Source organism: Pseudomonas sp. W22_MBD1_FP4 (genome assembly GCF_052113765.1).
In the GTDB taxonomy this organism is placed as follows: Bacteria; Pseudomonadota; Gammaproteobacteria; order Pseudomonadales; family Pseudomonadaceae; genus Aquipseudomonas; species Aquipseudomonas sivasensis.
The window spans coordinates 392793-409279 of sequence record NZ_JBGQOI010000002.1; the positions used below are offsets into that span (position 1 = coordinate 392793).

General features: G+C 59.5%; 11 protein-coding genes. All 11 read left to right on the plus strand.

Annotated features, from left to right (window positions below; translation table 11 throughout):
- The first annotated feature begins 191 nt into the window (after positions 1 to 191).
- The 11 genes from ACEN2T_RS04585 (at position 192) to ACEN2T_RS04635 (ending at position 16244) form a co-directional block, all read left to right on the plus strand.
- Entirely contained in the window at positions 192 to 5030 is a 4839-nt protein-coding gene (locus ACEN2T_RS04585) for an NEL-type E3 ubiquitin ligase domain-containing protein (protein WP_442116367.1), read from the plus strand.
- A gap of 102 nt (positions 5031 to 5132) precedes the next feature.
- Positions 5133 to 6647: a polyphosphate:AMP phosphotransferase gene (gene pap, locus ACEN2T_RS04590; RefSeq protein WP_032888070.1), complete on the plus strand. Its 1515-nt coding sequence runs from the start codon at positions 5133 to 5135 to the stop codon at positions 6645 to 6647.
- 1236 nt (positions 6648 to 7883) lie between these two features.
- On the plus strand, positions 7884 to 9068 hold the full coding sequence (locus ACEN2T_RS04595) for a thiolase family protein (RefSeq protein WP_442116368.1): 1185 nt from the start codon (positions 7884 to 7886) through the stop codon (positions 9066 to 9068).
- Positions 9069 to 9572: 504 nt separating this feature from the next.
- Entirely contained in the window at positions 9573 to 10094 is a 522-nt protein-coding gene (locus tag ACEN2T_RS04600) for a fimbrial protein (protein WP_032885959.1), read from the plus strand.
- 50 nt (positions 10095 to 10144) lie between these two features.
- A complete protein-coding gene (locus ACEN2T_RS04605; RefSeq protein WP_442116369.1) occupies positions 10145 to 10705 on the plus strand; it encodes a fimbrial protein in 561 nt (186 codons plus the stop codon).
- Between the two features lie 20 nt (positions 10706 to 10725).
- Positions 10726 to 13329: an outer membrane usher protein gene (locus tag ACEN2T_RS04610; protein WP_163034999.1), complete on the plus strand. Its 2604-nt coding sequence runs from the start codon at positions 10726 to 10728 to the stop codon at positions 13327 to 13329.
- Entirely contained in the window at positions 13326 to 14087 is a 762-nt protein-coding gene (locus ACEN2T_RS04615; RefSeq protein ID WP_122680445.1) for a fimbria/pilus periplasmic chaperone, read from the plus strand. Before ACEN2T_RS04610 ends, ACEN2T_RS04615 begins: the two co-directional genes overlap by 4 nt.
- Positions 14088 to 14104: 17 nt before the next feature.
- The gene (locus ACEN2T_RS04620; protein WP_099603061.1) at positions 14105 to 14686 is read left to right on the plus strand and encodes a fimbrial protein; all 582 of its coding nucleotides are present in this window, start codon (positions 14105 to 14107) and stop codon (positions 14684 to 14686) included.
- Between the two features lie 10 nt (positions 14687 to 14696).
- A complete protein-coding gene (locus ACEN2T_RS04625) occupies positions 14697 to 15191 on the plus strand; it encodes a fimbrial protein (protein ID WP_233896878.1) in 495 nt (164 codons plus the stop codon).
- Positions 15192 to 15216: 25 nt separating this feature from the next.
- Positions 15217 to 15696: a fimbrial protein gene (locus ACEN2T_RS04630; RefSeq protein WP_032885951.1), complete on the plus strand. Its 480-nt coding sequence runs from the start codon at positions 15217 to 15219 to the stop codon at positions 15694 to 15696.
- Between the two features lie 11 nt (positions 15697 to 15707).
- Positions 15708 to 16244: a fimbrial protein gene (locus ACEN2T_RS04635; protein WP_122680447.1), complete on the plus strand. Its 537-nt coding sequence runs from the start codon at positions 15708 to 15710 to the stop codon at positions 16242 to 16244.
- Positions 16245 to 16487 lie beyond the last annotated feature (243 nt).

Sequence of the window (16487 nt, forward strand, 5' to 3'; positions counted from 1 at the left end):
CAAGGCGGCCATTCTAGCCGATCGTGGCGGTGGCGACCGATCCGCGCTGGGCGGGGGTGGTAGCCCGCTGATACTTGCATGCAAAAAATGCCCGAATTGGTCCGGGTAACGATCAACTATCTGCGTAAATTCAAAGGCTTGCGTCGGGGTATGGTGAATGACTGATTAATGGGCAATAAGGGATATTGCAGATGCCGGACCAGGATGATTTGACCAAGACATGCACCCAATTGACGCAGCGCCAGTTGCAAGCCGCGCTACTGGAAATCACCAGCGACCTGCCCAAGGCCGAGGTCCTGCAAAAGCGCCTGCCGGGCTGGATGATAAACGCCCCCAAAGGTGTACTGGAGGCACTGGAACGGGACGCGGCGCAGATTGATGAGGCCAGGGCCGCAGTCGCCGGACGCTTGCTCCCATTACGCTCCCTGGATGAGTTTTGCAGTGCGCAATTGAAGGCTTACTGCCAGAAGCACTGGCAGGTCACGATTGAACCGCAGAAGGACCTGTTCGTGCGGGCCTTCTATGAATACCAGAAAGAAGTCCTGCCGCTGGATTATGTCAGGACCATCAAGCTGGAACAGCAGACCCTGCTGCACATGGCCCTGCAGAACTTTACCGAGGACGAGACGCAAGAGGCGCATTTTCCACAGCAGTCGCGGCTGCAATTCGGCTCAGCCTCACGTGGGGTGATCCCCGTCTCCGTGCAGGCATTTGCCAAGGGCTGTCGCGACCTTGATGTAGGCGGCTTGTATCAGCAGCACATCAGTGACGTGTTCAACCTTGACGCTGGCGCGCCGGGCGATGACGCCTACCTCAATGGTGTAGCGCTCGACATCGGTTGGATGAAAACCCTGGATGTGAAAATCGACGCGCACATTGCCTGCATGCGTGGCGATATCACCCGCGAGACCTATGACCTGTTATGCACACTGCTGGATCGGAAGATGGATACTGAGCAGGCCAGGGGCCTGTTGTTTCAAGGGCGCCAGGTTATCTGGCAGGGCTTGAATGCGCTGGATTGCTGCCTGTGGAGCGTGCTGGTGTTTTCCGGCTGGCCAATTGCCGATTACCCGCAGGAGCCCTGTGTGGTGTACATGCCCAATGAGCCGGGGCGACCGTTTTTTGAGTACCCATCGCTCAACGACTTCAAGGTCTACTTGGACTTGAAGCTGGAAGTCAGCACCTACCGCACGTTCTTCGCGCGTTACCTTGGCGAAATAGACCGAGTCGGTTTTTTCAGCCGTTTTGACCAGCACCGTACCTTGGGCGTGTTGGAGGCCAGGGCCATCACCACTAGCCTGGCGCAGCACTTTTTTGCGACCTATGCGGGCAAACTGCAAATCGACGCCCGCACCCTGGCGGTCCCGGTGGTGGATGTCGACGATCAGGTGCGCAAACAGCGTCTGCAGGAGTATCTGGACGCCGGGCTGACGTTGCTCAACCTTGCTGGGTTTATAGTCCCGGCATTGGGCCTGTTGATGACCAGCGTGGCGGTGGGACAGATGTTCGGCGAGGTGTACGACGGTATCGAGGACTGGCGCCGTGGCGACAAGGAGGAGGCGCTCGGACAGTTGGTGGCCGTGGCGCAGGACATCACGTCAATGGTGTTGTTCGCCGCGGGGGCCAAGGTGGTGGGCAAGGTCTTCAAGCGCACCCGACAAAGCTATGCCGGTTACTTCAAAACGTTGGAAGCGGTGCGTTCGAGGGATGGGCAGCCACGGTTGTGGCGGCCTGACATCGGACAGTATTCCCACGATCATCACCTGATCGACGACGTGGCTGCCGACGCGCAAGGCCTCTACCAGGTGGGCGCTCGCTCATACGTCAAAGTCGGCGACAACCTGCATCAGGTGACCTATGAGCCGCAGCAGGGACTGTGGCGGGCCAGCCACCGTACGCGGCAAACGGCCTATCGTCCGGTGATGCTGCACAACGGTGAGGGGGCTTGGCGTTTTTCATTCGAAGATCCCGAGGAGTGGGAAGACCAGGACTATTTGTTTTCCCGCCTGGAGCCGAGCAGTCGTCACCCCGCATTGGACTCGCGCAAGCTGAGGCTGGTTAACGACATCATCGACAAGCCCCACCGCTGGGGGTATCACCTGGCGCAGGAATGCCTGCCCTTTGCGGCGCGCTTTCGTGATCTGTATGAGCGTTTTCGGTTGGAGCAGTCGATTCGCGACCTGGTGTGGCTGTTGGAGCGCGGGGGGTACCGCAATGGGCAAAGTGCGACCGCGCAAATGCACGCGTTGCCGCTGCTGCCGGGTTGGCCCCAAGGTCGTTATTTTGAGGTGCTGAATGCTCAAGGTGGCGTCACGGCGCGTTATCCCGCCGCCGGCCCGTTTGAGGCCGCTCAGGCATTGCGCCTCAGCGAGCAGGCCGTGGGTGAAGGGCGGGTGTTTGACGTGTTGCTTTCAGGCCTGGATACGCAACAAAAGGTCGGACTGTTGGGTGAAGGCGTGTCTGCCCATGAGGAGCACGCAGCGTTGGCGCGTCAATTGCTCGCACAGCTCAAGGCTGATCGAAGACCGTTGTTTGAACAGTTGTATCAGGCCTACGACGGGCCAGTGCCCGAGGAGTGGGCGCCGCTGCGTCAGGCCTGCCCGCAACTGCCCACCCGCGTGATGCGCGAGCTGATGGCCCAGGCGTCCTCCGTTGAGCGTCAAGCCCTGCGCGACACTCAGCGGGTGCCAATGGCCCTGGCAGAAGCGGTGCGCTTGAGCGCGGAGACACAGCGCCTGGATCGTGCTTTGGCCGGTTTCGAGCAGCCGGAGTTGGCCGGTCTCGACACCCAGTGTGTGGCGGTGCGCATGCTGGCGCGCGTCGAAGGTTGGGATAGCGCGTTGCAACTGGAATTGCGCCAGGATTCGCCCACCGGGTCACTGTTGGCCCTGGGCGCGAGGGAGGGCGCGAGCGTACGTCGAGTGGTGGTCAGTTCGGCGGCGGGCTTTGCGCCGTTCGACGCCAACGGCGTCAGTATGGGGCCGACCCAGGCCGGTTCCGACGGCCTGTTCGAGGCGATTATACAAACGCTCTCGGACACCCAGCGCAGCGCCCTGGAACTCCCGCTGAACCCGAGCGAAGGTGGATGGAGGCTGCGCCGCAGGGTGGCGGCCCGCGCGCAGAGCGAGCGTGTGGTGGCGGGCGAAGCGTTTTCCGACAAGGCTGGCGAGCCACTGGAACAGGAGGTCTCCTGCCGCATGGCGGACTCTCCGACCAGCCCGCTGCCGCTCGCTTCGCCTCTGGTGCGCAAGGTGCGCAAAATCTATCCGCTGTTCAGTGACGTACAGGCAGCAGAGTTGTTGCGCAGCCTGGGGACCGATGCCCTGGCCCAAGCCAAGGCCGTTGCCCGTCTGCAGGCTGACCTGGAACGCCTGCGCACGGTCCTCAAACACTGGAAGAGCAACGTCGGCGACCTGGCGGCGCAGCCGGGCATGGGGGATGTCCGCGAGAGCCGCCAGCAAGTGGCCGAGCGGATTGAAGCCTGCTGGCGCCGCCAGAGCTTTGTCCTCGACGATCAACAAGTGCCCGTGCCGGGGCTGACATTGGATGGCATGCGCGTGGGCGCATTGCCGAACCTGCCCCCCGAAATCCGCTTTGACCATGTTCGGCAACTGTCCCTGAAAAGCATGCGTCTGGGCGATGATGTGGCGTATTTCCTCAAGTGCTTCAAGGGGCTGCGGCGCCTCAATCTGGACCGCAACCGCCTGAGCCGGCTCCCGGAATACCTCTCGCGGATGCCCGAACTGAACAGTTTGTCCTTGCCCCACAATCAACTGGCGCTGACGACGTATACCCAGCGAAAACTGGCTGATATGCACACGCTGCGTTTGTTGGACCTGAGCCACAACCCCATCGAGGCGCATCTGGACGTGAGTAACATGCGCGATTTGCAAACCCTGTTACTGCAGGACGCCAGGCTGGTGGACCTGCCCGTCGGGATCGCACGCCTGGCCCATCTGGAACAGGTCGACCTGCGCAGCAACTGGATCACGGTATTGCCCGACTGGTTGTTTGCGTCGACACGCAGGTACAGCCAGGCGATCAATCTGGGTGGCAACCCATTGTCCTCGACGACAATGACGGCGCTGATTCGCTACCGCGATGCAGTGGGCATTGGCATGGGCTATGTGGAGGACGATCAGTCACGTTTCACCGAGTTGAAGGCCAGGCGGACCTGGCTGCCGGACGAGGTAGCGGCCGCCGATGCCGGCAAGCGGGCGATCTGGGCCAACCTGCGCGACGATCCGGAATCGGTGCCGCTGATGACGTTGTTGGCGCAACTCTCCGGCGCCGCCGACAGCCGTTACGTGCGTGAGGACATGACCCGGCGTGTCTGGGAGGTCCTGCAGGCGACCCATGACAGCGTCGAGTTGCGCGAGCAGGTGTTTCAACTGGTGGCCCATCCGGCGAACTGTGTCGATGGCGCGACAGAGATTTTCAGCCAGGTCGAAGTGCTCAAGGCCGTGGCGAACGCCACGCGCCAGGCTGGCCGTGGGCAAGGCAACTCCGGGGTGCTGCTGACCCTGGGGCGCGGCTTGTTTCGCCTCAGTGAGCTGGAAAAGATTGCGGCCACTTACGCCGCCGAACATGCCAGCGAAGACCCGCTGGAGGTCAGCCTGGCGTATCGGGTCGGTTTGGCGAAGATCCTGCAGTTGCCGGGGCAACCCAAGCACATGCGCTACGGGTCATTGGCTGACTTGACCAGCGAGAACCTGGAGCGGGCGCATGAGCAAGTCCTCATTGCCGAGCTGTCGCCGGTATTTTTGCGGTTTATTGCCCAGCTCTCGTTCTGGAAGGCCCATCTCAAACAGCAGTTTCCCGAGACGTTCAGGCGCGCTGCCGAGCCGTTTGACAGTCAACAGCAGGCGCTCTTCGAGAACAGTCAGAACCTCACCGATGGTGAATACCTGGCACAAATGGAAGGCCTGCGCGCGCCGCGCAGGCAGGCGATCAACGAGGTGATGGAGCGCCTGACCCAGCAGATGATGAAGTATCAGGACCTGGATATCTGCCATCTACCTGAAGACTAGCCGGCAGGGTTGCTGATTGATCCATGGCAAGCGCTATTCAATCGCTTTCCCGTGGTGCAGCCCAATCCGCTAGTCTTGATTGATCTTGGAAGGGAGTTGCCCATGTTCGAATCCGCAGAAATTGGTCACGCCGTCGACAAAGACACCTACGACGCCGAAGTGCCGGCCCTGCGTGAAGCGTTGTTGGAAGTGCAGTACGAGCTGCAACAGCAAAAGCGCTTCCCGGTGATCATCCTGATTAATGGCGTCGAAGGTGCTGGCAAAGGCGAGACCGTCAAGCTGCTCAATGAGTGGATGGACCCGCGCCTGATCGAAGTCCGTACCTTCGATCAGCAAACCGATGAGGAACTGGCCCGCCCGCCGGCCTGGCGGTACTGGCGGCAGTTGCCCGCCAAGGGCCGCATGGGTGTCTTTTTCGGCAACTGGTACAGCCAGATGCTGCAAGGCCGCGTACATGGGCAGATCAAGGACGCGCGTCTCGATCAGGCCATCGCCGGTGCCGAGCGCCTGGAAAAAATGCTCTGTGATGAAGGTGCGCTGATCTTCAAATTCTGGTTTCACCTTTCCAAGAAACAGATGAAGGCGCGGCTAAAGGCCTTGGCCGACGACCCACTGCACAGTTGGCGCATCAGCCCGCTGGACTGGCAGCAATCACAGACCTACGACAAGTTCGTGCACTTTGGCGAGCGGGTGCTGCGTCGCACCAGCCGCGACTACGCGCCGTGGCATGTGATCGAAGGTGTCGACAGCAATTACCGCAGCCTCACCGTGGGCAAGCTACTGCTCGAAGGCATGCAAACCGCGTTGAAACTGCCCAAAGGCAAGGCCAGCGGCATGAACCCCGCGCCGCTGATACCGTCGGTGGACAAGAAGGGGCTGCTCGACAGCCTCGACTTGAGCCAGCATCTGGATAAGGACGATTACGAAGAACAACTGATCACCGAGCAAGCGCGATTCTCTGGCCTGATGCGTGACAAACGCATGCGCAAGCACGCCTTGATCACGGTGTTCGAAGGCAATGACGCGGCGGGCAAGGGCGGCGCGATTCGCCGGGTTGCAGCGGCGCTGGACCCACGCCAATACCATATCGTGCCGATTGCCGCGCCCAGTGAGGACGAACGCGCCCAACCGTACCTATGGCGGTTCTGGCAGAAGATCCCGGCGCGCGGCATGTTCACCGTGTTCGACCGCTCGTGGTACGGCCGCGTGCTGGTGGAGCGAGTCGAAGGTTTCTGCTCTGCGGCGGACTGGATGCGCGCCTATGGCGAGATCAATGACTTTGAAGAACAACTGCGTGATGCGGGCGTGATCGTGGTCAAGTTCTGGCTGGCGATTGACAAGGACACGCAGCTGGAACGCTTTCAGGCCCGTGAGGAAATCCCTTTCAAACGCTTCAAAATCACCGAAGACGACTGGCGCAACCGCGACAAGTGGGACGACTACCGCGCGGCGGTGGGCGATATGGTTGACCGTACCAGCACCGAAATCTCGCCCTGGACCCTGGTGGAGGCCAATGACAAGCGCTGGGCGCGGGTCAAGGTGCTGCGCACGATTAACCTCGCTTTAGAAGAAGCGTTCGCCAAGTCCGACAAGCACGATAAAAAGAAGAAGAAATAACTACGTGGTTTGCGCGCCGTGCTGGTTGGGGAGCGCAGACTTTTTTTGGTGAGCTGGCTGTGTGTGGTGGATTCGCTTTTTGTAGTGAGCAGGCTTGCCCTGCGCTGGGGCGCGAAGCGGCCCCAATCCAGTCGCCGCGTTTCTCCAGGCAGAACCCAATGGCCGGTTTTAGGGCCGCTTCGCAGCCCAGCGCAGGACAAGCCTGCTCACCACAAAGGTTGTGTTCGCCATCAGGTATAGGCTCACCGCAAAGAGCCTATTCACCTCAACAATCGACCCCACCCGTGATGGTTGAGGAGAGCAGGCGTTTTTGTGGTGGCTGTGCTTTTTGTGGTGAACCGGCTGTGTGTGGTGTGTGGTGACTTTGCTTTTTGTGGTGCGCCAGCAGTGTGTGGTGAGTTTGCTTTTTGTAGTGAGCAGGCTTGTCCTGCGCTGGGGCGCGAAGCGGCCCCAATCCAGTCGCCGCGTTTCTCCAGGCAGAACCCAATGGCCGGTTTTAGTGCCGCTTCGCAGCCCAGCGCAGGGCAAGCCTGCTCACCACAGAAAGGTTGTTTTCGCCATCAGGTATAGGCTCACCGCAAAGAGCCTGTTCACCTCAACAAACGACCCCACCCAGGCTGGTTGAGGAGAGCAGGCTTTTTTGCGGTGATTGTGCTTTTTGGGGTGAACCGGCTGTGTGTGGTGAGTTTGCTTTTTATGGTGAGCTGGCTTTGTGTGGTGTGTGGTGTGTGGTGGGTTTGTTTTTTGTAGTGAGCAGGCTTGCCCTGCGCTGGGGCGCGAAGCGGCCCCAATCTAGTCGCCGCGTTTCTCCAGGCAGAACCCAATGGCCGGTTTTAGGGCCGCTTCGCAGCCCAGCGCAGGGCAAGCCTGCTCACCACAAAGGTTGTGTTCGCCATCAGGTATAGGCTCACCGCAAACAGCCCGTTCACCTCAACAAACGACCCCACCCGTGCTGGTTGAGGAGAGCAGGCTTTTTTGCGGTGATTGTGCTTTTTGGGGTGAGCCGGCTGTGTGTGGTCACTTTGCTTTTTGTGGTGAACCGGCTGTGTGTGGTGACTTTGCTTTTTGCAATGAGCAGGCCTGCCCCGCGCCGGGGCGCGAAGCGGTCCCCCCCCAAAGTCCCACTGCTTCAGCCAGCCATGGTTTTGTATATGCCGGGTGAATGATCATCGCGGTTGCCTGGGCCTGGATCTATCCTCGATCCATCGCCCAACAACCAGAAGATCGAGGTAGCCCATGCGTGAAGTAGTCATCGTCGACAGCGTACGAACCGGCCTGGCCAAGTCCTTTCGCGGCAAGTTCAACCAGACCCGTCCGGATGACATGGCGGCTCATTGCGTCAACGCGCTGCTCACCCGCAACGGCATCGACCCGGCGACGGTTGAAGATTGCATCGTCGGCGCGGGCTCCAATGAGGGGGCCCAGGGCTACAACATCGGGCGTAACGTGGCGGTACTGTCGCAACTGGGCACTGGCACGGCGGGCATGACCCTCAACCGCTTCTGCTCATCGGGCTTGCAGGCGATTGCCATCGCTGCCAACCAGATCGCCTCGGGCTGCAGCGACATCATCGTCGCCGGTGGCGTCGAGTCCATCAGCCTGACCATGAAAAGCGTCAACACCGACAACCTGATCAACCCGCTGCTCAAAGAGCAAGTACCGGGCATTTACTTCCCCATGGGCCAGACCGCCGAAATCGTCGCGCGCCGCTACAACGTCAGCCGCGAAGAACAGGATCTCTACGCCCTGCAAAGCCAGCAACGTACCGCCCAAGCCCAGGCCGATGGTTTGTTCAATGACGAAATCGTGCCGATGGCGGTCAAGTACAAGGTCGAGGACAAAAACACCGGCGCGGTGCAGATTCTCGACGGCGTGGTCGATCGCGACGACTGCAACCGCCCCGACACCACCCTGGCGAGCCTGCAAGGCTTGAAACCAGTGTTCGCCGAGGACGGCTCGGTGACAGCGGGTAACTCGTCGCAACTGTCCGACGGCGCCTCGATGATCCTGGTGATGAGCCTGGAAAAAGCCCTGGAACTGGGGCTCAAGCCCAAGGCGTTTTTCCGTGGCTTCACCGTGGCTGGCTGCGAGCCGGACGAAATGGGCATCGGTCCGGTGTTCTCAGTGCCCAAGCTGCTCAAGGCGCGTGGCTTGCAAGTGGCGGATATCGACCTGTGGGAGCTCAACGAAGCGTTTGCCTCGCAGTGCCTGTACGCACGCAATCGTCTGGAAATCGACAACGCCAAATACAACGTCAACGGCGGATCGATTTCCATCGGCCACCCGTTCGGCATGACCGGTTCGCGGCAAGTGGGGCATCTGGTGCGTGAGTTGCAACGGCGTAACCTGCGTTATGGCGTCGTCACCATGTGCGTGGGTGGCGGTATGGGCGCCACCGGTTTGTTTGAGGTCGCACGCTAGTCACTTGAGTTTCGCGCTTCGGGTCGTTCGTACTCGATCAATGCAGAGGGGGGCTTGTCCTCCCTTTGCGCATCTGCTGTTCAGTTATCTCAAAACCGCACTTTTAGTTGCTTGCTTAGTTGGGGTTTTCCAACGGGGGCGGTGATTTTTTAGTGCCTGTAATCTCATTCTTACAGATATAATCTTGGTTAAAATATTCTCATTAATCTGCGTGTAGTCTAATTCCTTCAGCACTTTTTAAAGTTTTGGCAGATTGCCATGTTTTTCCTGCGAGTGTTAGTGGCTCACGGCTACTTCGTTAAGGGAAATGGACGGCTTACTTGTTTGTGCGTCATGTACAAACTTTCCCTGTGTTGAGCGGTGTCGCGAATTGCAATGCAATAAGTTGGAAAAACAACTTGGCGGTCACCGACTTAATGGCACGGGTCACACCGTTCGTTTAATCAGTCCTGCGCTGACGTGTTGCAGGACGCCTTATGACATTTGATAAGTGGGAAATTGTGAATGAAAACTAAACTGAAAACTGTGCTCTTGGCTGTCGGCGTTTTGGCGGGGACTGCGTCCGTTGCTCAGGCCGCGGATGGAACGGTCACGTTTCTGGGCTCGGTACATTCGGGCGCCTGCTCCATCAAACCTGACTCCGTCGATCAGACCATCCGACTGGGTGCGATCGCCAAACACCAGTTGGAATCAGGCGGCAAGTCCGAGGCCCGTCGTTTGCTGATCGAGCTTGAAGGCTGCGACTTGTCCAACCTCACCGACAATACCGTCACCACGACCTTCACGGGAGCACCTTCCAGCGTTGTTCCAGGGGCGATCGGCACGGTGGGTGGCGCAGGCGGCGTGGGCATCATGATGACCCACGGCGGTGACGTGGTTGAGCTTGGCGTTCCTACAACTCCGCAGATCATTGCTGCCGGCAATAACACGCTGGAGTTCGGGGCTTACGTCCAAGGTGCCGCCACGGGCGCCATCACTCCTGGCGATTTCAGCGCAGTCACCAATTTCACCTTGGCTTATCAGTAAGTGTTTCCCCCGCCACCGCGGGTGGCGGGGGACGCTGTCGGGAGATCCAGGTGAAAACATTCATGCGTTTCGCTATCGCTTCTTCACTAACGACGTTGGTCTGCCCTTACGTTTTTGCGCAAGAGGCCTCACAGGGCGAGGGCGTTGTCCTGCTTGGGGGACAAGTCGTCGACTCAGCCTGCGGGTTGGAGCTGGCCAGTATCGACCAGACCATCGAGATGCCACCAGAGCCGGTTGGCCGGCTTTTACGTAACACGCGCGGAGAAGACCATCCCTTCCAGTTGCGCCTGATCAATTGCTCGTTGACTCGGCCGGACCCGTTGCGCCCGGGGGTAACTCTGCCTGATTGGGAGCATATGCGAGTGACGTTTGACGGCCCCACCGACAGGCTAGGGCTCTCCTTTGCGGTGTTTGGCGACTCGCAGGGGGTCGCCCTGCACATTGTGGACGCCGCCGGCGAAGATAGTATTCCGGGTCAGCGGATGGCACCGACACCGTTGGCGGAGGGCGATATGACACTCAACTACAGATTCTATCTGGTCGGCAATGGACTGCCGCTGGTGGCGGGACCCCACAGCGCCGCAGTGCGGTTCAAGTTGGAATATTTTTGAACATTGATGGGCAGGCATGCATGTTGAATACGGCGAAGATCAAAAATACGCTGCGCCCGGGCCTGTTTGGTGGGCTTATATCACTGGCGGGAAGTGCATTGGGCGCCGCAGATATCGAGTTTAATACGGACGTTCTTGACCTGATTGATCGCACTAATATTGACTTGTCTCAGTTTGCGCGCAGCGGGTTTATTTTACCCGGCACTTATTCGATGGTTGTGCAGATAAACGGTCAGCCTATTGCTGAACAACCGGTGGCGTTCTATCCGCCCGATAATGATCCCAAGGGTAGCCAGGCCTGTTTGTCCCACAGTCTTGTGGAACAGTTGGGCCTTAAAGTGTCCGAAGCCGACAAACTGGCATGGTGGAAAGGCGGCGAGTGCCTGGATATTCAAAGTTTGCCTGGCATGGACGTCCAGGGTGATCTGGCCAGCTCCACGCTGAGCATCAACTTGCCCCAGGCATACCTTGAGTACAGCGCCATCAACTGGGATCCGCCTTCACGCTGGGATGAAGGCGTGCCGGGGCTGTTGATCGATTACAGCCTGACGGCGCAGTCCAACTATCAACGAAACGACGGTAACCGCAAAAACCTCAGTGGCAATGGCACCGTGGGGGCTAACGCCGGTGCCTGGCGCCTCAGGGCGGACTGGCAAGGGCGCGTCGAGAGCGGCCGACAAGAAGCCGCAGGGCCTCAAAAGCTGGAGTGGAGCCGCTACTACGCGTATCGCGCTATTCCGGCGTTGAGAGCGCGCCTGTTAGTGGGTGAGAACTACCTGTATTCGGACCTGTTTGACAGCTTCCGCTTTACCGGTGCCGCGCTGAACTCTGATGAAAGCCAGTTACCACCCAACCTGCGTGGTTACGCGCCGGAAGTTGTCGGGGTGGCCAAAACCAATGCGAAAGTCATCATCAGCCAGCAGGGGCGCGTGCTCTACGAAACCCTGGTGGCGGCAGGCCCCTTTCGCATTCAGGACTTGCAGGACGCGGTGACGGGCAAGTTGGACGTGCGGATCGAAGAACAGGATGGCGTGGTAAACAGCTTCCAGATCGACACGGCGGGCGTTCCCTACCTGACGCGTCCGGGCCAAGTGCGTTACAAGCTGGCCGCGGGTCGACCGTCCAATCTGCAATACGGTGCGGATGGCGACTTTTTCGGTACCGGGGAGTTTTCCTGGGGGATTAGCAATGGCTGGTCGTTGTTCGGCGGCGGCATGACCGACAACAACTACCGAGCTGTGTCCGTGGGCGCAGGGCGCGACTTGCTGGCGTTCGGCGCCGTTTCGCTGGACGTGACGCAGTCGCGCGCCCATGTGTGGAACGAGACGCTCTCGGGTAAATCCTACCGCCTTCAATACTCCAAGAACTTTGAAGAGTATGACAGCCAAGTAACCTTCGCCGGTTACCGGTTTTCCGAGAAGAATTTCTTGAGTATGAGTGAGTACCTGGACGCCCGGCATTACGGGTTGAACGGCGAACTCGGCGGGCGCGGCGATTATCGCGATTCAAGCGAGGGCTGGAAGCCGATTGGCGGTAGCAAGGCGCTTTATACGGTGACGGTCAACAAACAGTTTCGTGACCTGGGCGCTACCGTCTACGCCAGTTACCACAAGCAAACCTATTGGGACCGGCCGGACACTCAGCGTTGGAACCTGTCGTTGTCGCGTTACTTCAATGTGGGCACGGTCAAGAATATGAACCTGTCCCTGAATATGTATCGCACCCAGGAATACAACTACAACGACAACGGCATGGCGCTGACGGTCAGCCTGCCGTTTGGACGCACCGGCACCCTGTCGGCGGATGCCAATAGGGCCGCCGGCAAGAACACCTTTGCAACCCGCTACAGCGATCGGATCGATGAGCGCAACAGCTACCAGCTCAGTGCCAGCAATGCCTACGGCAGTGGGTATCTGAGTCATATGGGGGATCAGGCCGACATCGATATCAGCGCCAGTACGCAAGAGGGTGGCTACAGCAGTCTGGGTGTGTCTGCCCGTGGTGGTGGCACGCTCACGGCCCACGGTGCGGCTCTGCACCGTACCACCAGCACCGGCGGCACGCGCCTGATGATCGATACCGGTGGGGTGCCCGATGTACCTGTTCGCGGTTACGGCTCACCGACTCGCAGTAACGTCTTTGGCAAGGCTGTCATCTCCGACATCAGCAGCTACCAGCGTACGGTGGCCAGCGTTGATCTGGAGCGCTTGCCGAGCAATGTCGAAGCGACTGAGTCGGTCACCCAGTTAACGCTCACCGAAGGAGCGATTGGTTACCGCACGCTGGATGTGATTGCCGGCGAAAAAGCCATGGCCATTCTGCGCCTGCCGGATGGCAGTTCACCGCCCTTCGGCGCGACGGTGAAGAACATGAAGCAACAGGACACCGGGATTGTGAATGACAGCGGCAGTGTCTACCTGAGTGGCTTGCGGGCTGGCGAGCAGATGGTCGTCAGTTGGGGCGGCGACGAACAATGCGTCCTTACGCTTCCCGCCATCCTGCCCGTTGATGGTTTGACGGACACCTTGCAACTGGGCTGCCACAGGATCGCCGCAACCCCATCTTTGCCCGGGCCAGCCACGCTGACCGGGGAACTTATCGATACGGAGAACACAGCCTCATGATGCTTGATATGCGCCTCACCCCTCCGGCTTTCGTGCTCCTGGCTCTGGGTTTGAGCCAGAGCGCCGGCGCCGCCGTCGGCCTGGACCGTACCCGCGTTATTTTTGATGGCGGCAAAGATGCCACCAGCGTGAGCATTACCAACAACAATACCCAGCTGCCGTATCTGGCCCAAGGCTGGATTGAGGATGAGGCGGGTAAAAAAATCACCTCGCCCTTGATCGTGCTCCCGCCGGTTCAACGCTTGGAGCCTGGTAAACAAAGCCAGGTGAAAGTTCAGGCTTTACCGGCAGCCAAGTCGTTACCGCAGGATCGGGAGACGGTCTACTACTTCAACTTGAGGGAAATCCCGCCGCGCAGCGATAAATCCAACACCCTGCAAATTGCATTGCAGACCCGCATCAAGTTGTTCTATCGACCACAAGCTATTACGCCAAGCCAGCAAGACCTGTCCAACCCCTGGCAGCAGAAACTGACCCTGACCCGCGAAGGCGATCAATACCGGGTTAACAACCCGACGCCTTATTACGTGACCCTGGTGGATGCGCGCAGCAGCAAGGACGGCAAAACCGCGCCGGGCTTCGCGCCGCTGATGATCCCGCCCAAAGACGCATTGACCTTGGGCCCCACGGCCAGCGCACTGGGTACGGCCCCTTACCTGGCCTATGTGAATGATTACGGCGGCCGTCCGCTTCTGGCCTTCACCTGCAATGGCAACACGTGCCAGGTGAACACGCAGGCCGCATTGCCGAAAGAGTAATGCGGCTGGAGAACGTCATGAAATCGAACAATGTGAAGGTCTTGGGCAGCTTGTTGTGGATCCTGGCGATGGGCGTACACGCCGAGGATGACGAGGATATTGAAGGTATGAGCGGGATGCTGAATGTGCTCGGGTCCATGCATGAATCGCCTTGCAGCCTGGAGATGGCGTCACTGCATCAAACGGTTGAGCTGGACGCCGTGTCGAGCAGCCAGCTGCAGCGGCCCGGTGACCAGGCGACTGCAAAGGCTTTTCAACTGCGCTTTACCGATTGCCAGCGCACCGCCGGCCGCGTGCGCAGTGAACGCACCGGCAACCTGGTATGGAGTGCCTACCAACCCGTGCTGTCGGTGGCGTTTTCTGCGCCTGCCGATCCCGATGATCCACGGCTGGTCAAAGTGCAAGGCATCACCGGGATGGGCCTGCAATTGACCGACGCCCTGGGCCGGGACGTCCAGTTGGGTTCAAGGGGCGAAGCTTTGTTTCTGCCCGTGGGACGCAACATTCAGACCTGGCACGTACGGCCCACACGCACCGCTGCGCCACTGACCAGTGGAGCATTCAGGGCCGTGGTGGATTTCAGGCTCAACTATGAGTAAGGGCAGAGCGATGGATAGACCAATCAGCCCACGGGCCATTCTGATCGCTGTTTGCCTGATAGGGGCCGTCAGCCAGAGTGTGCAGGCACAGACCAATTTGACGATTCGCGCGGTCATCATTGCCCCTCCGCCGTGTGTCATTAACAGTGGCAATACGCTGGACGTGCCGTTTGGCAATGACTTGCAGACGTCACGGGTGGACGGGGTGAATTATCGTCGCGATGTGCCGTACACCGTCACCTGCAGCGCTCCCCACAGCAATGCGTTGACCCTGGCGCTCAACGGCACAGGCGCCTCGTTTGACAGCCGCGTGCTCTCTACGCGCAAGGCGGACCTTGGGGTCAAGCTGTTCGTGAACGGCGCTGACTGGCCGCTCAACACCCGGGTGAACTTTACCTATCCCAATTTCCCGGTGGTGCAGGCGGTGCCCGTCAAACGCGCGGGCAGCCAACTGAGCGGCGGGGCGTTCGATGCCGCTGCGACCCTTGTGGTCGATTACCAATGACGGCGACCTATATGAGGAACGACCAATGAAGGTTTGGCCACAGCGAGCATTGCTCGCGCTGTGCTCCATCGGCCTGTGCAATGTTGCATCGGCCAACCTGACGTTCAGCGGTACGTTGAACGAGCCGCCACCCTGCACGATTGAAGGTGGCAAGACCATTGAAGTCGACTTTGGCGACGTCGGGGTCAAGCGCATTGATGGTGTGAAATACCGAAAAGGTATCGGTTATGCGATTAATTGCGGCACCGACACGTTGCCGTGGGCGTTGAAGTTGAGTGTCAACGGCACCCCCACCGCGTTTGATGGCTCTGCCGTGCAGACCAGCGTTCCGGCGCTGGGTATTCGGGTTTTTCAGAACAGCCTGCCATTGCCCCTCAATACGCCAATGGACATCACCCTGTCGTCACCGCCGACATTGGAGGTCGTTCCGGTGCAACAGCCCGGGGCAGTCCTGACGCCGGCCCGGTTTACGGCGGTGGCCACGTTGTTGGCCGAATACCAGTAGGAGCTGAGTCGATGCGATATGAAATTGTGCATAAGGGTGCGTTGGCAGTGCTGCTCGTCTTCGGCCTGACCCCCTTGGGGTATGCGGCGGACAACCTGAGCTTCAAGGGCAACCTGGTTGAAGAGGCCTGCACACTGCGCCCCGGTGACGAGGCCGTAACTCTGGAATTGTGGGACCTGACCAGCAAATACCTCTATCTCAACACGCGATCCGTGGGCAAACGTTTCAGGCTGCACCTGGAGGATTGTGACACCACGATCGGCGACTCGGTGACCATCATGTTCGGCGGCACGGAAAACACCGCGCTGCCTGGTTTGCTCGCGCTTGATGGCGGCAGTGGTGCCTCGGGGATCGGGGTGGGCATGGAAACGCTGAGTGACAAGCCCTTGCCCTTGAATGCCGTCAGCGACAGGCAACTGCTGAGCGATGGCAGCAATGTCATTGAGCTCAAGGCCTACGTACAGGGCGAGCCGAATGCGATCAGGGATCAAACCATCGGGCACGGCGCGTACACGGTGACCTCCACTTTTACATTGGACTATCCGTAATCGTTCACAGCTGAAAGTGGCCTTGGCTAACCTCCAGCGCCTCCGGGGGGCTGCAAGGCACGGCGTGACGTGCGATGGGTATTCGGATTTTTCACGACAGCTTGCCAGTGCCCCTCATTACGTCAGTGGACATCACCTTTTCGTCACTGCCGACATTGAAGGTGGTGGCAGTGCACATAAAAAGCCTCAGGCGAACCTCAACGCTCTCTCGGGCGGCTTTGACGCACACGGTGAAAGCGCGTT